Annotated in this window: 18 protein-coding genes; 14 read left to right on the forward strand and 4 right to left on the reverse strand. The window is 67.9% G+C overall.

Annotation, left to right across the window (positions count from 1 at the left end; all coding sequences use genetic code 11):
* Nucleotides 1–16 precede the first annotated feature (16 nt).
* The 5 genes from AB8K43_RS10615 (at nt 17) to AB8K43_RS10635 (ending at nt 4,091) form a co-directional block, all read left to right on the forward strand.
* Nucleotides 17–691 carry an ATP-dependent Clp protease proteolytic subunit gene (locus AB8K43_RS10615; RefSeq protein WP_370894139.1) on the forward strand — a complete coding sequence of 225 codons (675 nt, stop codon included), beginning with the start codon at nt 17–19 and terminating at the stop codon, nt 689–691.
* Nucleotides 692–907: 216 nt separating this feature from the next.
* Complete coding sequence (locus AB8K43_RS10620) at nt 908–1,459, forward strand: hypothetical protein (RefSeq protein WP_370894141.1); 552 nt, start codon at nt 908–910, stop codon at nt 1,457–1,459.
* 150 nt (nt 1,460–1,609) lie between these two features.
* Entirely contained in the window at nt 1,610–2,887 is a 1,278-nt protein-coding gene (clpX, locus tag AB8K43_RS10625) for an ATP-dependent Clp protease ATP-binding subunit ClpX (RefSeq protein ID WP_370894142.1), read from the forward strand.
* Between the two features lie 9 nt (nt 2,888–2,896).
* Nucleotides 2,897–3,616: a hypothetical protein gene (locus AB8K43_RS10630; RefSeq protein ID WP_370894144.1), complete on the forward strand. Its 720-nt coding sequence runs from the start codon at nt 2,897–2,899 to the stop codon at nt 3,614–3,616.
* 58 nt (nt 3,617–3,674) lie between these two features.
* Nucleotides 3,675–4,091 carry a hypothetical protein gene (locus AB8K43_RS10635; RefSeq protein ID WP_370894146.1) on the forward strand — a complete coding sequence of 139 codons (417 nt, stop codon included), beginning with the start codon at nt 3,675–3,677 and terminating at the stop codon, nt 4,089–4,091.
* Nucleotides 4,092–4,112: 21 nt separating this feature from the next.
* Here AB8K43_RS10635 and valS read toward each other — a convergent pair whose 3' ends face one another.
* Nucleotides 4,113–6,731 carry a valine--tRNA ligase gene (gene valS, locus AB8K43_RS10640; protein WP_370894148.1) on the reverse strand — a complete coding sequence of 873 codons (2,619 nt, stop codon included), beginning with the start codon at nt 6,729–6,731 and terminating at the stop codon, nt 4,113–4,115.
* A gap of 70 nt (nt 6,732–6,801) precedes the next feature.
* Between valS and AB8K43_RS10645 the strand changes: the two genes are divergently transcribed.
* Nucleotides 6,802–7,581, forward strand: coding sequence for a lysophospholipid acyltransferase family protein (locus tag AB8K43_RS10645; RefSeq protein ID WP_370894150.1), 780 nt, complete (start codon nt 6,802–6,804; stop codon nt 7,579–7,581).
* A gap of 159 nt (nt 7,582–7,740) precedes the next feature.
* On the opposite strand, the gene AB8K43_RS10650 is transcribed toward AB8K43_RS10645, so the two are convergent.
* Nucleotides 7,741–8,277 (reverse strand): NUDIX hydrolase family protein, encoded by a 537-nt coding sequence (locus tag AB8K43_RS10650; protein WP_370894151.1) that lies wholly within the window; start codon nt 8,275–8,277, stop codon nt 7,741–7,743.
* Between the two features lie 307 nt (nt 8,278–8,584).
* Between AB8K43_RS10650 and ileS the strand changes: the two genes are divergently transcribed.
* The 7 genes from ileS to lpdA all read left to right on the forward strand — a co-directional run bounded on the left by ileS (nt 8,585) and on the right by lpdA (nt 18,806).
* Entirely contained in the window at nt 8,585–11,911 is a 3,327-nt protein-coding gene (gene ileS, locus AB8K43_RS10655; protein ID WP_370894153.1) for an isoleucine--tRNA ligase, read from the forward strand.
* An 87-nt stretch (nt 11,912–11,998) separates the two neighbouring features.
* The gene (locus AB8K43_RS10660; protein WP_370894156.1) at nt 11,999–13,399 is read left to right on the forward strand and encodes a folylpolyglutamate synthase/dihydrofolate synthase family protein; all 1,401 of its coding nucleotides are present in this window, start codon (nt 11,999–12,001) and stop codon (nt 13,397–13,399) included.
* A gap of 35 nt (nt 13,400–13,434) precedes the next feature.
* Nucleotides 13,435–14,208: an isocitrate lyase/phosphoenolpyruvate mutase family protein gene (locus AB8K43_RS10665; protein WP_370894158.1), complete on the forward strand. Its 774-nt coding sequence runs from the start codon at nt 13,435–13,437 to the stop codon at nt 14,206–14,208.
* Between the two features lie 53 nt (nt 14,209–14,261).
* Entirely contained in the window at nt 14,262–14,636 is a 375-nt protein-coding gene (locus AB8K43_RS10670) for a DUF4233 domain-containing protein (RefSeq protein WP_370894160.1), read from the forward strand.
* 15 nt (nt 14,637–14,651) lie between these two features.
* Entirely contained in the window at nt 14,652–15,077 is a 426-nt protein-coding gene (gene ndk / locus AB8K43_RS10675) for a nucleoside-diphosphate kinase (RefSeq protein ID WP_370894162.1), read from the forward strand.
* 124 nt (nt 15,078–15,201) lie between these two features.
* Nucleotides 15,202–17,316, forward strand: a complete 2,115-nt coding sequence (locus AB8K43_RS10680) for a M14 family zinc carboxypeptidase (RefSeq protein ID WP_370894163.1) — start codon at nt 15,202–15,204, stop codon at nt 17,314–17,316.
* 98 nt (nt 17,317–17,414) lie between these two features.
* Nucleotides 17,415–18,806, forward strand: coding sequence for a dihydrolipoyl dehydrogenase (lpdA, locus tag AB8K43_RS10685; RefSeq protein WP_370894164.1), 1,392 nt, complete (start codon nt 17,415–17,417; stop codon nt 18,804–18,806).
* Between the two features lie 244 nt (nt 18,807–19,050).
* Here the strand turns inward: lpdA and AB8K43_RS10690 are convergent, their stop codons facing one another.
* Nucleotides 19,051–19,881: a universal stress protein gene (locus AB8K43_RS10690; protein WP_370894166.1), complete on the reverse strand. Its 831-nt coding sequence runs from the start codon at nt 19,879–19,881 to the stop codon at nt 19,051–19,053.
* Between the two features lie 330 nt (nt 19,882–20,211).
* Here AB8K43_RS10690 and AB8K43_RS10695 point away from each other — a divergent pair, with 330 nt between their 5' ends.
* Nucleotides 20,212–21,159 carry a type IV toxin-antitoxin system AbiEi family antitoxin domain-containing protein gene (locus AB8K43_RS10695; RefSeq protein WP_370894168.1) on the forward strand — a complete coding sequence of 316 codons (948 nt, stop codon included), beginning with the start codon at nt 20,212–20,214 and terminating at the stop codon, nt 21,157–21,159.
* 201 nt (nt 21,160–21,360) lie between these two features.
* Here AB8K43_RS10695 and AB8K43_RS10700 read toward each other — a convergent pair whose 3' ends face one another.
* On the reverse strand, nt 21,361–22,815 hold the full coding sequence (locus AB8K43_RS10700) for a sugar porter family MFS transporter (protein ID WP_370894170.1): 1,455 nt from the start codon (nt 22,813–22,815) through the stop codon (nt 21,361–21,363).
* Nucleotides 22,816–22,873: the final 58 nt, after the last annotated feature.

The raw sequence follows: 22,873 nt of genomic DNA on the forward strand, positions 1-22,873 counted from the left end.
AGGAGATTGAGTAACCATGCACTTTGACCCCCAGGCGCGCCTGCACATGCCGGGCGACGCCCCCATGCGACCGGGTCCGTCAAGCCGCTACATCCTGCCGAACTTCGAGGAGCGCACCTCCTACGGGATGAAGCGGATGGACCCCTACACCAAGCTCTTCGAGGACCGGATCATCTTCCTCGGGGTGCAGGTGGACGACGCCTCCGCGGATGACATCATCGCCCAGCTGTTGGTGCTGGAATCCCAAGAGCCCGAGCGCGACATCCTGATGTACATCAACAGCCCCGGTGGCTCGTTCACGGCGATGACCGCGATCTACGACACCATGCAGTACATCCGCCCGGACATCCAGACCTTCGTGATCGGGCAGGCCGCCTCCGCGGCGGCGGTGCTCCTCGCGGCCGGTGCTCCGGGGAAGCGGTTCGCGCTGCCGAACAGCCGGATCATGATCCACCAGCCCGCCCTCGCCGGTGGCGACTACGGGCAGGCCAGTGACATCGAGATCCAGGCCAACGAGGTCCTACGGATGCGCGAGTGGCTCGAGGAGACCTGGGCCCAGCACTCCGGCAAGTCCGTCGAGGAGGTGCGCCGCGACATCGAGCGCGACAAGATCCTCTCGGCTGCCGAGGCCAAGGAGTACGGCCTGATCGACCAGGTCTTGACTCCGCGGAAGGCCTCACTGGAGGACTGAGATCCCCCTTCGGCATCGACCCCCTTCGCGCAGCCCCCTTCGGAATGATCCGGAGGGGGGCTGCGCGCGTCTCATCCCTGCTGGCTCGAGGTATCCGGGCGTCACTGGCGGCGGCGGCGTCCATCGATTCGCGGGAAGGGGGAGCGCTCCCCTCTGCGGAACCGGTCGGCCTGATCCGTGCGTCAAAGCGCCATGAAACGGATTCTCCTGGCGCTGATGACGGTACTGATCACGCTGCTCGCGGGGGTGGCTGCGGCGCCCCAGGCCTGCGCGTGCAGTTGTGTCCCTGTGGATCCGGGGCAGGGATTCCCGGACGCCGACCTCATTGCCGAGGTCTCCGTGATCAGCGTGCAGCGTGGCTGGACCACCAACACCTTCACCTTCCAAGTGCATCGGGAGTGGAAGGGGGAGCACGCGCCGGTCGTGACGGTCGACTCGGCCGCACAGGACACGGCGTGCGGTGTGACCTTCGAAGGGGATGGCGCCCGGTACCTCGTCTTTGCTTCCCAGTTCAACGGTCGCCTCATTACCGGCGTGTGCAGCGGGTCCTCCCGCATTGACGGCGCGGACCCGTCGAACGCCCTCGCCGACGTCCAAGCCCAGTTGGGCCCCGGAACGGTGCCCGACAAGGGCGACGGCGCGCTGACCGGCCCCGCGACGGTGGCGCCGGGAACCGCTCGATCCTGGCGCACGGCCGCTCTGGGCGGGGGCGCAGCGCTGGCCCTCGTGGCCATCGGAGTGCTCGTCGTGGTGGTCCGTCGCCGGTAAGCGCCTGTCCGATTGCGCTGTGAGCGGACAAGCGCGACGCGCCGCGGTCGGCCGTCGTTCAATAGATCGAGGTTGACGGTGCCGACGGGTACCGTCGGACCACGAGCCCACCGTCGACGGTGGGGTGAACGGCGATGAAGGGGAGATGACGTGGCACGAGTCGGCGAGAGCGGCGACCTGCTGAAGTGCTCCTTCTGCGGGAAGTCGCAGAAGCAGGTCAAGAAGCTGATCGCCGGGCCGGGTGTGTACATCTGCGATGAGTGCATCGATTTGTGCAACGAGATCATCGAAGAGGAGCTCGCCGAGGGCAGCGACCTCGGGCTGACCGACCTGCCGAAGCCGCGCGAGATCTTCGACTTCCTGCAGACTTACATCATCGGCCAGGAGAAGGCCAAGAAGGCCCTCGCGGTCGCGGTGTACAACCACTACAAGCGCATCCAGGCGAGCGACGGGATCGCCGCCAAGCGCGATGAGGACCACGTCGATATCGCCAAGAGCAACATCCTGCTGATCGGCCCGACGGGGTGCGGCAAGACCTATCTCGCCCAGACCCTGGCCCGGATGCTCAACGTCCCCTTCGCGATCGCCGATGCGACCGCGCTCACCGAGGCCGGCTATGTCGGCGAGGATGTCGAAAACATCCTGCTCAAGCTGATCCAGGCCGCCGACTACGACGTCAAGAAGGCCGAGCAGGGGATCATCTACATCGACGAGGTCGACAAGGTCGCCCGCAAGTCCGAGAATCCCTCGATCACCCGTGATGTCTCCGGCGAAGGGGTGCAGCAGGCGCTGCTGAAGATCCTCGAGGGCACGACCGCCTCGGTCCCGCCCCAGGGTGGCCGCAAGCACCCGCACCAAGAGTTCATCCAGATCGACACGACCAATGTCCTCTTTATCGTCGGCGGCGCCTTCGCCGGTCTCGAAAAGCTCATCGAGTCGCGGCGCGGCAAGAAGGGGCTGGGCTTCGGTTCTGAGCTCCACAGCCCGACCGATCTCGCCGACTCGATCGTCGAGGTCATGCCCGAGGACCTGATGAAGTTCGGGCTGATCCCGGAGTTCATCGGGCGCTTGCCAGTCATCACGACCGTCTCGCCGCTCGATCGCGACGCCCTCGTGCAGATCCTGACCGAGCCGCGCAATGCCCTCGTGAAGCAGTACCAGAAGATGTTTGACTTGGACGGCGTCGAGTTGGAGTTCACCGAGGAAGCCATCGAGGCCGTCGCCGAGCAGGCGCTCTCACGGGGGACGGGCGCCCGTGGCCTTCGCGCGATCCTCGAAGAGGTCCTGATGCCGGTGATGTTCGATGTCCCAAGCGACGACGAGATCGAGCGCGTCGTGATCACTGGCGAGGTCGTGGCCAACAATGTCTTGCCCACCATCGTGCGCCACGATGAGACTCCGAAGCGGCAGCGCAAGCGTTCGGCCTGATCGTCGGCCGTGAGCGCTCCCTTCCGGCTGACCGCCGGGCAACCCGCGCCGCGCCAGCAATCGCCGAGGACCTGCGGCGCCGCGTGCGCGGCGGTCGCGCGCATGCTGGTCGATCCCCCCTTCGCCCGCTGGATCGTCAGCGGCGAAGGCTCACCGGTCCCCGGCGCGCAGGGCCGGGATGAGGCCGAGCGGTTCGCCGCCTACGAAGGGGTCGTCCGCTCGCGGACCAATCGCTTCCGACGCGTCGGAGGCGGGGTCAACCCACCGTGGCCGCGCGCCCTCGGCACGCCGCCGTGGGGTCTGCGGACCGAGATGCAGACCTATGGGTCCCTGCCCGGCACGAGCTACGAGTTCGATGCCCTACGGCCGCGCGGCGCCGGTGCGCTGGCGCGGATCCACCGGCGGCTCACCGAGGTCGTTGTCGAAGGGGAGCCCGCGATCCTTTATGTCGGCAATGCCCAGCTGCCTCGCCACGTCACCTTGATCCTGCCCGGCCCGGTGCGTGGCTCCCTCGAGGTGTACGAACCGCACGCGGGCACCGTGACGGACTTCGGGGTCGACGACTTCGCCCGGCGCGAACTGGCCCTTGGCGGCTGGCGGCACCCATGGCTGGTGATCCGGCCGACGGGGCACCGTCGCGCCCGCGCCGACGAAACCCACCGCCTACAATTGCCGACCTTCGGGCGCCAGCCGTCGGCGGAGCCCCTGCAGCGCTCCGCCCAGCGCTAGTCTGGCGATGATCAGGTCCCGCATCGAGCGGGGCCTGCCGGAGCCTCCGGGGGTAGATATGGCACGTGCTCGCAACGCCATCGCAGCGCTCATCGTCGGTGGTGCCGCGCTCCCTTTGATGCCTGCGGCGTGCACGTCGACGGGATGCGCGTCCGGTGCGGACTCGGCGACCGCAGCGACCACCCAGTTCCTGCAAGCGTCGGTGAGTGCGCAGGACGAGCCTGATGTCTGCCCGTGGGTGCTCAAGGACAATGAGGCAGCGGGTCTGCAGCTGGCCCGGGAGATCTCACGTGGGGTGAGCTCGGCCGGCGTGGATTCCCTTGAGGTCACGGAGTCGCCGTCGCAGCAGGAGGGTGCGGTGCATTTCGTCACGGTTGCCGGTGGCGATCTGCCGGTCAGTACCTTCTATGTCGTCGACGAAGGCGGTCGCTATCTGGTGGCGCCCCAGGCGACGCTGGAAGCAGCCGCGAAGTAGGACGCCACCAGGGCGGGACCCTTAGGCCTTGGGGGGCTTGACGAAGGGGATCAACTCGACGTCGGTGAGGGCGATCGTTTCGCCTTCGGTGTAGTCGAAGGAGCCGGTCAGGCGGCCCGCAGCGCGCAGGTCGCCTTCGCCGATCTTGACCCGCTCGATCGTCGCCGCCGGAGCGGTCAAGGTCGCTGCGGTGATTTCGCTGCGCATCCCGACCTTGGCGTCGGACTTGGCCTTACGGACCTGTCCGAGCGCGGAGCCGACGGCGTCGAGCACGGCCGGGTCGCCCCCTTCGACGCTGACCTCGGCGAGCACCGGCCAGGTCGCGCGGTGCACCGAACCCTCTTGCCACCACGACCAGACCTCTTCGGTCGCGTAGGGGAGGAAGGGGGCGAGCAGCCGGAGCAGCGCGTCGAGGGCAAGGCGCAGGGCAGCACGGGCAGACCGGGTGCCCGCGTCATTGTCGGCCCCGTGGGCGCGGTCCTTGACGAGTTCGATGTAGTCGTCGCAGAAGGTCCAAAAGAAGGTCTCGGTGACCTCCAAGCTGCGCGTGTAGTCCCAGCTCTCGAAACCGGCCGTGGCCCGCTCGATGACCTGGCCCAACTGGGCCAGCATCGCCGCGTCGAGGGGGTGGGTCACCTCGGAGCGCAGGTCATCGGCGTCGACCGAGCCGAAGCCGAGGGCGAACTTGCTCGCGTTGAGCAGCTTGATCGCGAGGCGCCGACCGACCTTCATCTGGCCCTCGTCGTAGGCGGCGTCGGTGCCGAGACGACCGGAGGCCGCCCAGTAGCGCACGGCGTCGGCCGAGTGGGTGACGACGACGTCTTCGGGGGTGACGACATTGCCCTTGGACTTGCTCATCTTCTTGCGGTCCGGGTCGAGGATCCAGCCCGAGATGGCCGCGTTCTTCCACGGGACCGAGCCCTCTTCGAAGTGGGAGCGCACGACGGTCGCAAAGAGCCAGGTGCGGATGATGTCGTGCGCCTGGGGGCGCATGTCCATCGGGAAGACCTTGGCCCAGAGGCCGTCCGGGTCACCCCCGGTGCCGCGCCAGTCGCCCGCGATCTGCGGGGTGAGCGACGAGGTCGCCCAGGTGTCCATGACATCGGGGTCGCCGGTGAACCCACCGGGCTGGTCCCGCTCGGACTCCTCGAAGCCCTCGGGAGCCTCGGCGGCAGGGTCGACCGGCAGCTGGTCCTCGCGCGGGACGATGGGCGCGTCGTACTCGGGCTGGCCCTCGGCGTCGAGGCGATACCAGACGGGGATCGGCACGCCGAAGAAGCGCTGGCGGGAGATCAGCCAGTCGCCATTGAGTCCCGCGACCCAGTTCTTGTAGCGCGCACGCATGAAGTCGGGGTGGAAGGCGATCTGGTCGCCGCGCGCCTGCAGCGCCTCGTTGAGGTCGGCGTCGCGCCCGCCATTGCGGATGTACCACTGGCGGCTCGTCACGATCTCGAGCGGGCGCTCGCCGCGCTCGTAGAAGTTGGCCTTCCGGGAGGTCTTGACCGGCTCGCCGTCCATGTCGCCGGATTCGCGCAGCGCCGCCACGACCACCTCGCGCGCCGAGTGGACGGTCTTGGTGGCCATCTCGGCGAAGACCGCGCGTCCCCCTTCGTCCGTAATCCACTCCGGCGTCTCGGCCTGGATCCGGCCGTTGCGGGTGATCACCGAGCGGGTCGGCAGTTGCAGCTCACGCCACCAGATGACATCGGTCAGGTCACCGAAGGTGCAGCACATCGCGATGCCGGCGCCCTTGTCCTGCTCGGCGAGGCCGTGCGCGACGACCGGCACTTCGACGCCGAAGAGGGGTGAGGTGACGGTGCTGCCGAAGAGGTCCTGGTAGCGCTCGTCGTCCGGGTGGGCGATCAGCGCCACGCAGGCCGGGAGCAGTTCGGGGCGGGTGGTCTCGATGTAGACCGGCTCGCCTCCTTCGCGATGGAAGGCCACGCGGTGGTAGGCGCCCGGGTAGTCGCGCGCCTCGAGTTCGGCCTGGGCGACCGCGGTCTGGAAGGTCACATCCCACAGCCCCGGCGCTTCGGCGGTGTAGGCCTCGCCCCGCGCGAGATTGCGCAGGAAGGCCTGCTGCGCGGTCGCCCGGCTGTGGTCATCGATCGTGCGGTAACTGATCGACCAGTCGAGGCTGAAACCGAGCCGGCGGAAGAGGGACTCGAAGGCCTCTTCGTCCTTGATCGTGAGGGTGTCGCAGAGGTCGATGAAGTTCTGTCGGCTGACCGGGACCTGGTCGGCGGCCTTGATCGTCTTGGTCGTGCCTTCGAAGGGGGGCACGAAGTCCGGGTCGTACTGCAGGTGAGAATCGCCGCGCACGCCGTAGTAGTTCTGGACGCGCTTCTCGGTCGGGAGGCCATTGTCATCCCACCCGATCGGGTAGAAGACGTTGAACCCGGTCATCCGCTTGTAGCGGGCCATGCAGTCGGTGTGCGTGTAGGAGAAGACGTGGCCCATGTGCAGGCTGCCGCTCGCGGTCGGCGGGGGCGTGTCGATCGAGAAGATCTGCTCCGCGTCACCGTCGCGGTCGAAGGCGTAGGTGCCCTGCTCCTGCCATACCGCGCCCCACTTCTCCTCGAGCCCATCCAGGGACGGACGATCCGGGATCGAAGGGGGAGTGGTGTTGGCGTTCGTCATGGCGCCGATCTTCCCACCTGCCAGCGCATCCGACCGAATCGGTGGACGGCTGGGCCGTAGGCTTACCGCCATGTCGACCAAGCAGCGGCGCTTCGAGCCCGAACCGGTCTACCGCATGATCGTCGCGGTGGCCCGCCCCACCTTCTTCGGATTGGGATTGAAGTTTACGTTCACCGGGCGCGAGCACGTCCCGCGCTGGGGCGGAGCCGTGCTCGCCGTCAACCACACGGGGTACCCGGACTTCCTCTTCGCCGCGATGGCCTGCCGCCGACGGCACCGCTGGGTCCGCTTCATGGCCAAGAAGTCGGTCTGGAGCAACTCCAAGACCGGCCCGATCATGCGCGCGCTGAAGCACATCCCGGTCGACCGGCACGCCGGCGCCGAATCCTTCCGCCTGGCGGTCGATTCGTTGAAGCGCGGGGAGATCGTCGGGGTCTACCCCGAGGCGACGATGTCGCGCTCCTTCGAGATCAAGGAGCTCAAGACCGGCGCGGTCCGGATGGCGCAGGAGGCTGGCGTCCCGCTGTTGCCGACGATCGTCTGGGGCGCCCAGCGCCTCTGGACCAAGGACGTCCCGAAGAACCTCAAGCGCTCCGGCATCCCGATCCACGTGACGATCGGTGAGCCGATGGTGATCGGGCCGGATGACGACGCGCAGGCCCGCACCGAAGAACTGCGCGAGATCATGAAGCGCCTGCTCGACCAGACGATCGCGGCGTACCCCCCGATGACCGGCGAAGACCTGCGCTTCCTCCCCGCGCGTCTCGGCGGCACCGCGCCGACGTACGAAGAGGCCTACGCGAAGGACCTCGCGGACATGAAGCGCAAGAAGGACGAGTTCACCGGCTGACCCCCTTCGCACGTGGGGTGTCAGGGGTGCGGTGAGGTGCGCCTTCTGCAGGCCACTCGACGGGAAGGGGTGTAAAGGGTGCGGTGAGGTGCACCTTCCGCAGGCCACCTGGCGGGAAGGGGTGCGAAGGGTGCGGTGCAGTGCACCCCTCGCAGGCCGCTAGAGCGCGTGACCGAGGTGAGCGAGCGCCTGCCGGAGCAAGGCACCGTGCCCACCGGCCATCTCCGCGGCGACATCGGTCGAGGCCGCCTCGTGCGGGGTAAGCCAGGCCAACTCGAGCGAATCCTGTTGCGGCGCAGTGTCGCCCGCGACCGGCACGATGAAGCACAGCGCCACCGCGTGCTGGCGCGGGTCGTGGAAGGCGGTCACTCCGGGCGTCGGGAAGAACTCCGCCACGGTGAAGGGGGTCGGGCTCGCCGGGACCTGGGGGAGGGCGACCGCGCCGAGGTCCTTTTCGAGGTGGCGCAGCAGCGCATCGCGGATCCGCTCGTGATAGAGCACGCGACCGGCCACGAGCTCGCGCTCCATGGTCCCCGTGTCCGAGACCCGCAGCAGCAAGCCGACGCGGTTCACTGCGCCATTGGCGTCCACGCGGACCGGGACCGCGACGACGTACAGGATCGGGACGCGGCCGCGCACCTCGCCCAACTCCTCGTGGGTGAGCCAGGCGTGCTGTCGGTCGAGCTCGGTAGCCATGCCGGTGATTGTTCCATCTGCGGCCACTGGCCCTACACTTGCGGTCAGGCGTTTGAGCCGTTATCAGCGGCGAGCCCCCGGAAGAACCGGCACACCGACCCCCTTCGAGAGACGGGGACGCGGGGCCTTAGTAGAACCGGGCGGGTGGGCCCGAGACAGCCTTCGACAGCGTGACGAGCGGTCGTGACGCCCCCTTCTCGCGAAGGGGGAGCGCGGCAAGCGGGGTGGTACCGCGGCAGGGATGTCGTCCTCGATCAGCGATCCGGTTGACCCGCCGCACGCGATTCGAACAAGGACGACTTGACCCGTGACGTACCCCCTGGCTTCCCACGCCGACGACGCTGAGAGCGTCCCCGCCAGCCCGTCCTTCCCGCAGATCGAGGAGCAAGTCCTCGCCTACTGGGAGGCCGACAACACCTTCCAGGCCTCGATTGACCAGCGTCCCGCGGGCGTCGACGGCGACAACGAGTTCGTCTTCTACGACGGCCCCCCCTTCGCCAACGGCCTCCCGCACTACGGCCACCTGCTGACCGGGTACGTCAAGGACGTCGTCCCGCGCTACCAGACGATGCGCGGCAAGCGGGTCGAGCGCCGCTTCGGCTGGGACACCCATGGTCTGCCTGCCGAACTCGAGGCGATGCGCCAGCTGGGCCTGAAGACCACCGACGAGATCCACGAGCTCGGCATCGAGAAGTTCAACGCCGCCTGCCGTGAGTCGGTCATGAAGTACACCGGCGAGTGGCGCGACTACGTGACCCGTCAGGCCCGCTGGGTCGACTTCGATCACGACTACAAGACGATGAACCCCGACTTCATGGAGTCGGTGATCTGGGCCTTTAAGCAGCTCTACGACAAGGGCCTGATCTACGAAGGCTTCCGCGTACTGCCGTACTGCTGGCAGGACGAGACCCCCCTCTCCAACCACGAGCTGCGGATGGACGAGGAGACCTACAAGATCCGGCGCGACCCGGCCGTGACGGTCGGCTATCGCCTGGAGACGACGACCGATGACGACCCGCTCTCTGGCGCGCTCGCTCTCGTGTGGACCACCACGCCGTGGACGCTGCCCTCGAACCTCGCGGTGATGGTCGGCGAGGACATCGAGTACGTCGTCGTCGAATCGTCCTTCACGGGGACCCCCGAGCGTTACCTGATCGGCGCCGAGCGCCTCGAGCACTACGCCCGGGAGTTGACCGACGAAGGGGGCGAGGGTCTGGACTCCCAGATCGTCGCCCGCTACCGCGGATCCGAGCTCGTCGGCCGGACCTACACGCCCCCCTTCACTTACTACCTCGGGCACGACAAGGCCTTCCGGCTGGTCCCCGCCGAGTTCGTCACGACCACCGACGGCACCGGGCTGGTCCACACGGCCGGAGCCTTCGGTGAGGACGACAAGGTGGTGACCGACCGTGAGGGGATCGTCGCGGTCATGCCGGTCGGCAAGGACGGTCGCTTCACCGCGCCGGTCACCGACTACGAGGGCATGCTCGTCTTCGACGCCAACGCGCCGATCATTGACGACTTGAAGGCCGCCACTCGCGGGCTGGACGAGGCGGGTTCGGTCGCGCCCGGCACCGTGCTGCTGCGCCGGGAAAACTATGACCACTCCTACCCGCACTGCTGGCGCTGCAAGCAGCCCCTGATCTACAAGGGGGTGTCGTCCTGGTTCGTCGAGGTGACGGCCGTCAAGGAGCGGCTGCTCGAGCTGAACCAGGAGATCACCTGGGTGCCGGCGCATATCAAGGACGGCCAGTTCGGCAAGTGGCTGGAAAATGCCCGCGACTGGTCGATCACCCGCAACCGCTTCTGGGGCTCTCCGGTCCCGGTGTGGCGCTCCGACGACCCGAACTACCCCCGGATCGACGTCTACGGCTCCTTCGAGGAGTTGGAGCGGGACTTCGGGCGGATCCCGCGCGACCCCTCGGACCCCAGCGGCGCGCCCGACCTGCACCGCCCCTTCGTCGATGACCTCACCCGCCCGAACCCGGACGACCCGACCGGTCGCTCCACGATGCGCCGCGTCGAAGACGTCCTCGACGTGTGGTTCGACTCCGGGTCGATGAGCTACGCCCAGGTCCACTACCCCTTCGAAAACGCCGACTGGTTCGAGCACCACTTCCCGGGTGACTTCATCGTCGAGTACATCGGGCAAACCCGCGGCTGGTTCTACACGATGCACATCCTCGCCGGGGCGATCTTCGACCGGCCGGCCTTCCAGACCTGCCTCTCGCACGGGATCGTGCTTGGCAACGACGGCCAGAAGATGAGCAAGTCGCTGCGCAACTACCCCGACGTCTCGGAGGTCTTCGACCGCGACGGCGCCGACGCGATGCGCTGGTTCCTGATGTCGAGCCCGATCCTGCGCGGCGGCAACCTGATCGTCACCGAGCAGGGCATCCGCGAAGGGGTCCGCCAGGTCCTGATCCCCTTGTGGAACTCCTGGTACTTCTTCTCCCTCTACGCCAATGCTCTTGGCGGTTATGAGGCGAAGTGGTCGACAGCCTCCACCGATCCGCTGGACCAGTACCTGCTGGCAAAAACGCGCGAGTTCGTCGAGCAGACGACGGCCCAGATGGACGCCTACGACATCGCCGGGGCGTGCGACACGACGCGCTCCTTCACCGATGTCCTCACCAACTGGTACATCCGGCGCTCGCGCGAGCGCTTCTGGGCGAGCAGCGATGACGCGGACCAGGTGGCCCGCGCGCAGGAGGCCTTCGACACCCTCTACACGGTCCTCGAGGTGCTCTGCCGCGTCGCGGCCCCCCTGCTGCCGCTCACGACCGAGGAGATCTGGCGGGGCCTCACCGGGGGCCGCTCGGTGCACCTCACCGATTGGCCGTCGGCGGAGGACTTCCCGGCCGACCACGAGCTGGTCGTCGCGATGGACGCCGCTCGCACCGTGTGCTCGACCGCGAGCTCGCTGCGCAAGGCCAACAAGTTGCGTAACCGGCTCCCGCTGCGTGACCTCACCGTGGTCGTGCCGAACGCCGCCGCGCTTGCCCCCTTCGCGCCGATCATCGCCGACGAGGTCAATGTCCGGGCCGTCGAGTTGCTCGACCTGGACGACCCCGCCGCGCAGGACTTCGGCGTGAGTCAGCGTCTCGTCGTCAACGCCCGCGCGGCCGGCCCCCGCCTTGGTCGCGAGGTCCAGCACGCGATCAAGGGCAGCAAGACCGGCGACTGGTCGGTCGCTGAGGACGGCACGGTCATCTCCGGCGGGCTCGCGCTGCTCGAGGGGGAGTACACCCTCGAGACGGTCGCGAGCGATGACGAAGGGAGCCACCGCGCCACCGCGATGCTGCCGGCGTCGGTGGGCGGCTTCATCGTCCTCGACACCGAGGTCACCGAAGAACTCGCGGCTGAGGGCCTCGCCCGGGACGTCATCCGTGCGGTCCAGCAGGCCCGCCGCGAAGCCGGCCTGGAGGTCTCGGACCGGATCTCGCTCACGGTGACCGGGTCTGCGCGGGTGATCGAGGCCATCCAGGCGCACCAGGGGCTCGTGATGGGAGAGACGCTCGCCGCCCAACTCGGCGCGTCGAGCACCCTGGACGACCTCGCCCTCGGCGAGGGGGTCAGCGAGGCCGAGCTCACGGACGGCGAAAAGGCCCGCATCCAGGTCACCCGCCTCTAACCCGCACCCTCCCACCCCCTTCGCCTTTGCCAGGGCATCTGCGAAGGGGGTGGGAGGGGGCGACCTCGGCCTGAGACAATCGCGCCCATGAGCCCTGCCCCCGACGCCGCCCAGCGTGAGGCCGCCCGCCAACTCGACCTGCGCAAGCGCATGCGCGAGATCGAAGAGTCGATCCTCGCCCGCACTCCCGAGCACGATCTCGAGCCGGACCTCGCTCGGATCACCGCCGTGATGGACCTCCTCGGCGAACCGCAGCGCACCTTCCCGGTCATCCACATCACGGGGACGAACGGGAAGACCTCGACCGCCCGGATCATCGAGTCGGTCCTGCGCGAGATGGGCCTCAAGACCGGGCGGTTTACCTCCCCGCACCTGCACGACATCCGCGAACGTATCTCGATCGGCGGCGAGCTCATCACCCGCGAGGCATTCCTCGCAGCGTGGGAGGACGTGGCCCCCTTCGTCGACGCCGTCGACACTCGCTCGGTGGCCGAAGGGGGACCGCGGATGACCTATTTCGAGGTCATCGTCGCGATCGCCTACGCCGCCTTCGCTGACGCCCCCGTCGATGTCGCGATTATCGAGGTTGGCATGGGTGGGTCGTGGGATGCCACCAATGTCGTCGACGCCGACGTCAGCGTGATCACCCCCATCGGGCTCGACCACCAGCACTTCCTCGGCGACTCGATCCTCGATATCGCCACCGAGAAGGCCGGGATCATCAAGGCCGACGGGATCGCGCTGATCGGCGTGCAAGAGCCCGACGTCGCGGCGTTGCTCGTCGAGCGCGCCGAAGAGGTCGGCGCGCGCCGCGTCGCGATGGAGTCGATCGACTTCGGCGTCACCGCCCGCGAGGTCGCCGTCGGCGGCCAGCAGATCAGCGTCAAGGGTCTGACGGGGGAGTACCCCGACCTCTTCCTCCCCCTTCATGGCGCGCATCAGGCGAGCAACACCGCGCTCGCGATCGCCGCCGTCGAGGCCTTCGTCGGCGGGGGAGAGCAGCGGATCACCGAGGAGGTCCTTCAGGCTGGCCTCGCCGCCGCGACCTCGCCCGGTCGGTTGGAAATCGTCCGGCGCTCGCCCACGGTCTTGGTCGACGCCGCGCACAACCCCCACGGAGCGCGGGCGCTCGCTGCGGCGATCGCGGACTCTTTCACCTTCACCCGGCTCGTCGGCGTCCTCGCGATCTTTAAGGACAAGGACGCGGCCGAGATGATCGAGGCGCTCGACCCGGTGCTCGACGAGGTCGTCGTCACCCGCACGACCTCCGCCCGCGCCATGTCGCCGCAGACCCTCGGTGAGATCGCCTCCGAAATCCTCGGTGAGCACCGCGTGACGATCGTCCCCGAGCTGCCCGACGCGCTCGACCGGGCCGCCGAGCTCGCCGACGAAGGGGGAGTGGCTGGCGCGGTGCTCGCGACCGGCTCGATCATCACCGCCGCGGAGGTCCGGATGCTCCTCGGGGCCGAAGGGGCCGACCCGGCATAGCGGGGTGTCGGCGCGAGGTGGTTGACTCGATCGTCATGGACTCCGCTGCGCTTGCCACCCGCCTGCTCGACCTCCACCGAGACCCAGAACTACTCACCGTCGTCAACGTCTGGGACGCCATCAGCGCCAAGGTCGTCACCGAGACCCCCGGCACGGTCGCGCTCGCGACCGCGAGCCATTCGATCGCGGCGACCCTCGGGTACCCCGACGGCGAGGTCATCCCGCTGGACGAAATGCTCGCGATGGTCGCCCGGATCATCGAGGCCACCGACCTGCCCGTCAGCGCTGACCTCGAAGGGGGATACGGCGACGCCGCCGAGACCATCCGCCGCGCGATCGGCATCGGTGTGGTCGGGGCCAACATCGAGGACCAGATGAAGCCCGTCGCCGAGGCTGCCCAGCAGGTCGCCGACATGATGGCGGCCGCGCAGGCGGAGGGCGTGCCGGACTTCGTGCTCAACGCGCGCACCGACACCTTCTTGCGCCGCGGCGACCGCTCCGATGACGAGGTCCTCGCCGACGCGATGGAGCGGGGTCGTGCCTATCTCGACGCGGGCGCCCCCGTGGTCTTCGTGCCCGGCCCCCTCACCGAGTCCCAGGTCGAGGCCCTCGTGAGCGAGCTCGGTCCGCAGCGCCTCACCCTGATCGGACTGCCCGGGACCCCACCCCTCGCCCGACTCGCTGAACTCGGTGTCGCGCGCGTCTCCTACGGCCCGATGTCGCAGCGCGTGGCGCTGACCGCCCTGCAGGACATGGTGACGACGATCCACGAGGGCGGCGCGGTGCCCCCCTTCCGCCCGCTCAACTAGCTCGGAGGGCGTGGCGTCGGAGACCGGCAATCAGCCGCGTAAACTGCACCATCATGCAGACTGCCGGCAAGCTCACCTGGAGGATGCTCGCGACCGTGCTCGGCGGGCAGTCGATCGTCATCTTCTTTGGCGCCCTCGTCGCACGGGGCCTCCAAGGCAACGCGGGCGAGTCCGTGCAGCACTCCGGCACCCCCTTCCTCATCATGACCGGCGTCGCGATCCTCGCGATCATCGCCGCCGGACTCATGAACCGCCCGGGCGGGATCTTGCTCGGCTGGATCGTGCAACTGCTGACCCTGGCGAGCGCAATCTGGGTGCCGATGATGGCCCTCATCGCGCTGATTTTCGGCGGTCTCTACCTGCTCTGCGTCATCAAGGGGCGTCAGGTCGACGCGATGATGGCGGCCCGCAAGGCCAAGAGCACGTAGCGCTAGGGTGAGCGCGTGACGATCGAACGCTCTCTGGTCCTGGTTAAGCCCGATGGATTCGCCCGCGGCCTCACCGGCGAGGTGATCCGCCGAATCGAGGCGAAGGGGTACACGCTTGCCGCTCTCGGGGTGTTCACGCCCACGGTGGAGCAGTTGCAGGCGCACTACGCCGAGCACGAGGGCAAGCCCTTCTTCGAGCCGCTGGTGGAGTTCATGTCCTCCGGGCCGGTCGCCGGCATCGTCATCGAGGGCGACAGTTGCATCCGCGCCTTCCGCGTGATGGCCGGCGCGACCGATCCCACCGAGGCCGCGCCCGGCTCGATCCGCGGCGATCTCGGCCGCGAGTGGAACCACAACGTCACCAAGAACGTGGTCCACGGCTCCGACTCGGTCGAGGCGGCGCAGCGCGAGATTGCGATCTGGTTCCCCGACCTGGCCTGACGGGATGAAGGGGGTGACCGCTCGCCGCTCGGCGAGTCAAAAACTCCCCAGTGTGGCCTAAGTCACAGTAGCCTCGGGGCGCCCGGCCATCGATCGATGGCACCCCTGTCGGAGGAGACACCCCATGGTCACCAGAACTCGTGCTGCCGCCACCGCGGTCGTCTTAAGCGGGGCCCTACTGGCCGCCGCCACCCCCACCTTCGCTGGCGCGTCCGCCCCTGCCGCGCCGACGGCCCCGACGACCAGCGCCGATGACGACTACACGACCAAACTCGTCACCGTCGAGGTGACCTCGCAAAAGGCCCGCACCAAGGTGGCGGGCCTCGGCCTGGACGTGACGAGCAAGGTGACGCCGAAGGGCCTCCAGGTCATCTTGCACAGCAAGGCTGACGAGAAGAAGCTGCGCGATGCTGGCCTCTCGTGGAAGGTCAAGGACGCCGACCTCGCCAAGACCGTGCGCACCAACCGTGCCAAGGACCGCGCCTACGACCGCCGGGTCACCCGCTCTGGCCTACCCAGCGGACGGACCACCTACCGCACCCTCGACGAGACCAACGCCGAGATCGATGCGCTCGCCCGTCGCTACCCGGGCCTCGTGCGCACCTTCACCCTGCCGAACCGCACCGTCGACGGCCGCACGGTGCGCGGCTTCGAGGTTACGACCGACGCCAAGAACATCGAAGATGGCAAGCCGGTCCTGGTCATGATGGGGGCCATCCACGCCCGCGAGTGGCCGACCGTCGATCACACGATGGAGTTCGCCTACGACCTCCTGCAGGGCTACGGGCGGGATGCCCGGATCACCAAGATCGTCAAGAACGAGAGGGTCATCTTCGTCCCCGTCGTCAACCCCGACGGGTTCCACGTCTCGCGCTCGGCCGAGCCCCTTGGCAACTTCTCTCAGTTCGACTACGAGATGAAGCGCAAGAACTGCTCGATCTCCAGCGCGACGCCCGAGCGCTTCCGCGGTGGGACTTGCGATGACAACCCTGCCGGGCGTCTGCGGGGCACCGACCTCAACCGCAACTTCCCCGGATTCTGGGGTGGCCCGGGTGCCAGCGCGACCTGGAGCAGCGACACCTTCCGCGGAGACGGTCCGGGCAGCGAGCCGGAGACGGACAACATGCGCAAGCTCATCAGCTCGCGCCAGGTGACGGGCCTGATCAGCAACCACACGTACTCCAACCTGGTGCTGCGCCCGCCGTCGATCGCCTCGACCGGCGCATCGCCCGATGAGCCGCTCTACAAGGCTCTCGGCGAGTCGATGACCAACGCCAACGGGTACACCAACCAGGCGTCCTACCAGCTCTACGACACCTCCGGCTCGACCGAGGACTGGAGCTACTGGATCACTGGCGGGCTCGGCTTCACCTTCGAGATCAGCCCGAACGGCTTCCATGAGGCCTACGAGGACGCGGTCGTCGCCGAGTATCTCGGCAAGGCGCCTGCCGCCGGCGCCGGGAAGGGCGGCAACCGCGAGGCCTACCTGCGGATGGCCGAAGCGAACATGAACCCGAAGTACCACTCGACGATCGTCGGGAAGGCCCCGGCCTCGCGCCGGCTCCTGCTCAGCAAGTCCTTCACCAGCCAGACCTCGCCGGTCATCCAGCCCGGCGGCGTGGTCGGTGAACCGATCACCTACGCCGACACGCTCACCTCCGCGCTCGACCCGAAGACCGGCAACTTCCGGTGGGCGGTCAACCCCTCGACCCGGCCGCTCGTGGCGGGGCGTTGGGGTCGCGACGCGCTGGCGCCGCAGCAGCCGACGATCACCCTCACCAACCCCGAGGGCACCCCGGCGGTCGGCCAGAGCGAGCGGACCACCTTCACCATCGAGGGCATGCCGAAGTACGACAACGCCAAGGCGGAGGTCCGAGTCGGGTGGCCCGGTGGCGCCGACTGGGATGTCTACATCCTTGACGCCGACGGCAACACCGTCGGCTCGGCGGCGAGCCTCGCGAACCCCGAGGTCGCGGTGCTGATCGACCCCAAGCCCGGTCAGTACACGGTCGTGGTGGAGAACTACGAAGGGGGCAACGCCGCCGAGGACTGGACCGGCGAGGTGCGCTTCCTCGCTCCCGACCCGAAGATCGAGACCGGGATCAAGGAGTCGTGGACCCTCTCGTGTGTCGACAAGCGCGACCGGGTCCTCGCGACCCGCGAGGTCGTCGTCGACCGCGGCCAGACCGTCGATGTCGGCAACGTTTGCCAGAAGCCCAAGAAGGGCTCCAAGAAGTAGCCAGTACGGGCCGAAGGGGGTGAGGCGCCAAGGGGTGCCTCACCCCCTTCTCGTATGCCCATGCGCCCTAGATCACACCAGCCATTAGGCTGATCCACATGGCTGACTTTGATCTTGTGGTGCTCGGTGCCGGTCCAGGTGGTTATGTCGCGGCGATTCGCGCCTCTCAGCTCGGGCTGAAGGTGGCGGTGGTCGAGAAGAAGTACTGGGGCGGGGTTTGCCTCAACGTCGGGTGTATCCCGAGCAAGGCCCTGATCAAGAACGCCGATCTCGCGCACACGCTGACGCACGAGAAGAAGAAGTACGGCATCGAGGGCGAGGTCACGATGTCCTACGAGCCGACGCACAAGCGGAGCCGCCAGGTCTCGGCGGGCATCGTCAAGGGTGTCCACTTCCTGATGAAGAAGAACAAGATCACCGAGATCGATGGGTGGGGGACGCTCACCTCGCCGACCTCGATGACCGTGGAGCTCAATGATGGCGAGAGCCGCGAGCTGACCTTCGATAAGTTGATCATCGCGACCGGCGCGGTCACTCGGATGATCCCCGGGGTCGAGGTCAGCAAGAACGTCGTGACCTACGAAGAGGCGATCCTGGACGACCAGCTCCCGGGCTCGGTCATCATCGCCGGGTCGGGGGCGATCGGGGTCGAGTTCGCCTACGTCATGGCGAACTTCGGCGTCGACGTCACCATCGTCGAGTTCCTCGACCGGATGGTCCCCACCGAGGATGCCGACGTCTCCAAGGAGCTACTGAAGCAGTACAAGAAGCTCGGCGTGAAGGTGCTGCTCAGCACCAAGGTCGAGTCGGTCGAGGACACCGGCTCCGGCGTCAAGGTGACGGTGAGCAAGGACGGCGAGGAGCAGACGCTCGAGGCGGACCGACTCCTCTCGGCCATTGGCTTCTCCCCGCGCCTGGAGGGATACGGCCTGGACGCGATCGGCGTCGAGACGACCGACCGGGGCGCCATCGCGATCGATGAGTACTGCCGCACCAATGTCGACAATGTCTATGCGATCGGTGATGTCACCGGCAAGCTCATGCTCGCCCACGTCGCCGAGGCGCAGGGCATCGTCGCCGCCGAGCACATGAACGGCGCCGAGACCATGCCGGTCGAGTACGACTTCGTCCCCCGGGCGACCTACTGCCACCCGCAGATCGGCTCCTTCGGCTACTCCGAGGAGCAGGCCAAGGAGAAGGGGTACGACGTCAAGACGGCGACCTTCCCCTTCTCGGCGAACGGCAAGGCCGCGGGCCTTGGTGAGACCGTCGGTTTCGTCAAGGTGATCGCCGACGCCGAGCACAACGAGATCCTCGGTGCCGCGATGATCGGCCCCGATGTGACCGAACTGCTGCCGGTCCTCACGCTCGCGCAGAAGTGGGACCTCACCGCCGATGAGGTGGCGCGCAATGTCTTCGCGCACCCGACCCTCTCCGAGGCCGTCAAGGAGTCCGTCGAGGGCATCGTCGGGCACATGATCAACTTCTGATCGTCTCTGCCCGACCCCGATGCGAAGGGGGCCAGTCGCGCGGCTGGCCCCCTTCGCTCGTTCGTGGCGGGGACAAAGTCATGGGACGCGGATCTTTCCGCGTCCCATGACTTTTCCCCCGCCACGAACGAGCGAAGGGGGCCAGCCGCGCGGCTGGCCCCCTTCGCTCGTTCGTGGCGGGGAAAAAGTCATGGGACGCGGATCTTTCCGCGTCCCATGACTTTTACCGCGTCCGCGCCCCGCGCTAGGACGTCGCGAGGGGCCAGAGCTTTTCCGAGCGCCGGGTCAGGACCAGGACCGGGCACTGCGCGCTTTGCACCAGCGCCCGCGTCGTCGACCCGAGCAGGAAGCCCGGAACGCCACCGTGACCCGCGCTCGCGACGACGACGAAGGCCGCGTCACGAGAGAGGTCGGTGAGGAGTTCGACGGCCTGGGTGCGCTCGCTGATCAACTCGATCTCGACCCCGGGGTTCGCTTCGCGCAGCTCGGCGACCTGGTTCTCGAGCGGCTCATCGGGAGAACTCACCCCGGTGTCGGCCTGGGCAAGGCGCACGACCCGCCCTTCGGCCGCGGCAGCCTCGATCGCGAGCGCAGCGGCCTCGGAGGCGGCCTCGGATCCGTCGTAGCCGACGACGATCGCGCCCTCCGGGTCGTAGGTGCCGGGTGCCCCGGTCGGCAGCACGACCGTCGGGCTGTGCGACGCGGCGGCGACGTTGCCGGAGACGCTCCCGACGAGAGTGCCCTTCCAGCCACCCTTGCCGTGCGTACCGACCACGACCGCACCCGCGCTCTGGCTGGCGTTGACGAGGGCAGTCACGGGATGGCTGATCGCCACCTCACCGCTGACCTCGACACCATCGGCAGCGCCCGCGAAGTGGGCGATCTCCTCGTCGAGCGTGGCCTGGGCCTTCTCGCCGAGACCGGGGGAGTCGGGCGTGCGGCCCGGTGGGATGGGCTCGGCGACGATCAACGAGACGGGAATCCCAGCGGCCTTGGCCCAACTGAGGGCCCAGGTGGTCGCTCGGCGGGCATCGTTCGATCCATCGACTCCGACGACGATGTGTCCTTCAGTCACAGTTACTCGCAGCCCCTTTGTTGCTCGTAGATCGGTGCCTTCACCGGCGTTGTGCCAGTCAAGGATGTCCCCCCTGAGCCTAGGCCACCGACTACCGGCGAGTCCCATCGCCTGCGCGGCGAACGCCCTTCATTCCCTGACACCCCTGTCGCGCAGTTGGAGCAGTGACCGGCCCACGAGCGAAGGCGGCGGAATCTCTCCTGGCCCGGGGTAAGAACGCGTGGATCGGATGGGGTGATCACCCCATCCAATCCACACGTTAAGCGCTGAGGCCCCGCGCCCTGTGGATAAGTCCCGATGTGGGTCTGGCAGCTTGGGCAGAGTATGTCGATGGATCTGCCCACCCTGCTTCGGCGTCAACACGGCGTCATCGCAACCCGGCAGGCTCGCATGGCAGGCATGAGCATTGAGGCCATCCGATGGCGAGTAACCGACGGTCAATGGACCCGGATCGCCCCCGGGATCTTCTATGCGTACTCGGGACCCATGACCTGGATGGCGCGAGCTAACGCGCTGGTGCTGCGCCTCGGAGAAGGTGGAGCGCTGACCGGGGACAGCGCCGCCTACCTCCATGGTGTCCTGACCGCACCCCCGGCGATCATCTCGGGCGCGGTCACCGGCCGCCAGGTGCGCCGACTCACGGGCACGCGAGTTGTACGGCGGCGCGCGATGGAGGTCGTCCACCGCCGAGGTCTCCCAGTGACCTCGGCGGCAACCACGGTGCTCGATAGCTGCGCTGAGTACAGCCCAAGTCAGTGGCGGGAAATCGTGCATCTGCTCGCGCGCTGGGTACACAGCCCGGCGGTGACCGCGCATCAGGTGCTCGACGCGCTCGGGCGTCGCGGGCGGTATGCGCATCGAGCGCTGATCATGACGGCGCTCGAGCCAATCATCGTGGGAGTTGAGAGCGTCCTCGAGTACGAGGCCATCACCGGAGTGGTCCTCGCTCACGGTTTGCCGAAACCGACGCTCCAGGCGCGGGCGGGTGGCCCGGGCGAGCTCCTTCGGCGCGATGCCGAGTGGACGGAGTTTGGCGTCATCCTCGAGTGCGACGGTGTCCTCTTCCACACGGGAGCGTCGGCTCAAGACGACCGCCGACGGGACCGCCGGGCGGCGCGAGCGGGCAGAGTCACGCTCCGGGCGGGCCACGTCGAGATCGTCTACGGCAGGTGCGAGCTCGCCGTCGACCTCTTCCTCACACTGCGCTCCCGAGGCTTTCGCGGAGCGCTTCGCCCGTGCGGGCCGAGGTGCCCGGCCCGAGTTCCTGGCGTGGCCTGACCCCAGCACGACCACAAGGTGTGAGTCAGATGGGGCGATCACCCCACCCGCTTCACACGTTTCAAGCCTCCATCCCTCCTTGACTGTGGTGGCGGGGTTGGCCGGCTTCGCGCTTGCCGTCGCGGTCGGCAGCAGCAGTGGGCACCATTGCGTACGTACTTGCCGGACGCGCGCGACGCACCACGAACGTGTAGGACCGCCTTAGGCCATGTCCTCGAGTTCGATGCCGCGCGTCTCGGGGATGAACTTCCAAACGAAGAAGATCGAGACGAGGGCGGCCAGGGTGTAAAAACCGTAGGCAAACCACAGACCCACGTCGGCCATCGGGGGGAAGGTCGTCGAGATGACGAAGTTCGCGAGCCACTGCGCCGCCGCTGCGATTCCGAGAGCCAAAGCGCGGATGGTGTTGTTGAACATCTCGCCGAGCAGCACCCAGACCGCTGGGCCCCAGGACATGCCGAAGAAGACGACGAAGGCATTCGCCGCGACGAGGGCGATCGGGCCGGAGGTGTCGGTGAGTTGCGGCAAGAGCACGCGCACCCCGTCCTCGAGCACCTCCCGACCGGCCTCATCGAGTTGAGGGACCATCGGCGCTCGCGCGAAGATCCACGCCATCGTGCCGAGGGTGAGCGTCATCCCGACCGAGCCGATCAGCAGCAGCCGGCGGCGGCCGATCTTGTCGATGAGCGCGATCGCAACGAGGGTGACGACGATATTAGTGACCGAGGTGATGACGGTCTGGGCGAGCGCGTCCGACTCGGTAAATCCGACGGCCTGCCAGAGCGTCGAGGAGTAGTAGAAGATCACGTTGATCCCGACGAACTGCTGGAAGACCGAGAGCGCAACGCCGATCCAGACAATCGGTAGCAGGCCGCCTCCAGACCGCTTGAGGTCCGCGAAGGTCGAGCGGCTGTCCTGGACGATCGTGCGTTTGATCTCGCGGATCCGTACCTCGATGCCGTCACTGAGCACCTGGGCGAGGACGTCGCGGGCCCGCTTTTCTTGACCGAGCTTGATCAGGTACCGCGGGGACTCGGGGATCGTCAAGGCGAGCACGCCATACATCACCGCCGGGATGACCTCGGCGATAAACATCCAGCGCCAGGCGTCCATGCCGAACCACAGCGGCTCGTTCGACCCACCCGCGGCGGCGGCGATCGCGTAGTCAGAGAGCAGGGCGACGAAGATGCCGATGACGATGGCGAGTTGCTGGAGCGAGCCCATCCGTCCGCGGATCTGGGCGGGGGAGATCTCGGCGATGTACGCCGGGGCGATCACGGAGGCCGCACCGACTCCGATCCCGCCGAGGATGCGCCAGAAGATCATGTCCGCGGGTCCGAAGGCGAGCCCAGACCCCAGCGCCGACGCGGTGAAGAGGACGGCTGCGATCACCATGACGCGGATTCGCCCGATCCGGTCTGCGAGCCGCCCGGCGAGATAGGCGCCCACCATGCAGCCGAGCAGTGCGGAGGACACCGTGAAACCGGTCATCCCCGAGCTGAGCGCAAAGTCTTCGCGCATCGCGCCGACGGCGCCATTGATCACGGCCGTGTCGAAGCCGAAGAGGAAGCCGCCGAGCGCCGCCACGGTGGCGAGCTGGATGACCTTGGCCGTGTGGAACCCGGCTGGTGCTGCGGACGCTGGTGCACTGGTCATGGCACGCTCCCTGCCCTGAGGCGAGCCGGCGAAGCGGGCCCTGCGCCCACCCCGGCGG

Origin of the sequence: Janibacter sp. GXQ6167 (assembly GCF_041365945.1) — a bacterium.
Lineage (GTDB): Bacteria > Actinomycetota > Actinomycetes > Actinomycetales > Dermatophilaceae > JBGFSK01.

Excerpts from the sequence above, each read along its gene's own strand:
- AB8K43_RS10645 (WP_370894150.1), top strand. The coding sequence starts at position 6,802 with ATGTCGACCAAGCAGCGGCGCTTCGAGCCCGAACCGGTCTACCGCATG.
- AB8K43_RS10635 (WP_370894146.1), top strand. The coding sequence starts at position 3,675 with ATGGCACGTGCTCGCAACGCCATCGCAGCGCTCATCGTCGGTGGTGCC.
- valS (WP_370894148.1), bottom strand. The coding sequence starts at position 6,731 with ATGACGAACGCCAACACCACTCCCCCTTCGATCCCGGATCGTCCGTCC.
- AB8K43_RS10620 (WP_370894141.1), top strand. The coding sequence starts at position 908 with ATGACGGTACTGATCACGCTGCTCGCGGGGGTGGCTGCGGCGCCCCAG.
- AB8K43_RS10680 (WP_370894163.1), top strand. The coding sequence starts at position 15,202 with ATGGTCACCAGAACTCGTGCTGCCGCCACCGCGGTCGTCTTAAGCGGG.
- AB8K43_RS10650 (WP_370894151.1), bottom strand. The coding sequence starts at position 8,277 with ATGGCTACCGAGCTCGACCGACAGCACGCCTGGCTCACCCACGAGGAG.
- AB8K43_RS10665 (WP_370894158.1), top strand. The coding sequence starts at position 13,435 with ATGGACTCCGCTGCGCTTGCCACCCGCCTGCTCGACCTCCACCGAGAC.
- lpdA (WP_370894164.1), top strand. The coding sequence starts at position 17,415 with ATGGCTGACTTTGATCTTGTGGTGCTCGGTGCCGGTCCAGGTGGTTAT.
- AB8K43_RS10695 (WP_370894168.1), top strand. The coding sequence starts at position 20,212 with ATGGATCTGCCCACCCTGCTTCGGCGTCAACACGGCGTCATCGCAACC.
- AB8K43_RS10670 (WP_370894160.1), top strand. The coding sequence starts at position 14,262 with ATGCAGACTGCCGGCAAGCTCACCTGGAGGATGCTCGCGACCGTGCTC.
- AB8K43_RS10615 (WP_370894139.1), top strand. The coding sequence starts at position 17 with ATGCACTTTGACCCCCAGGCGCGCCTGCACATGCCGGGCGACGCCCCC.
- AB8K43_RS10700 (WP_370894170.1), bottom strand. The coding sequence starts at position 22,815 with ATGACCAGTGCACCAGCGTCCGCAGCACCAGCCGGGTTCCACACGGCC.
- AB8K43_RS10660 (WP_370894156.1), top strand. The coding sequence starts at position 11,999 with ATGAGCCCTGCCCCCGACGCCGCCCAGCGTGAGGCCGCCCGCCAACTC.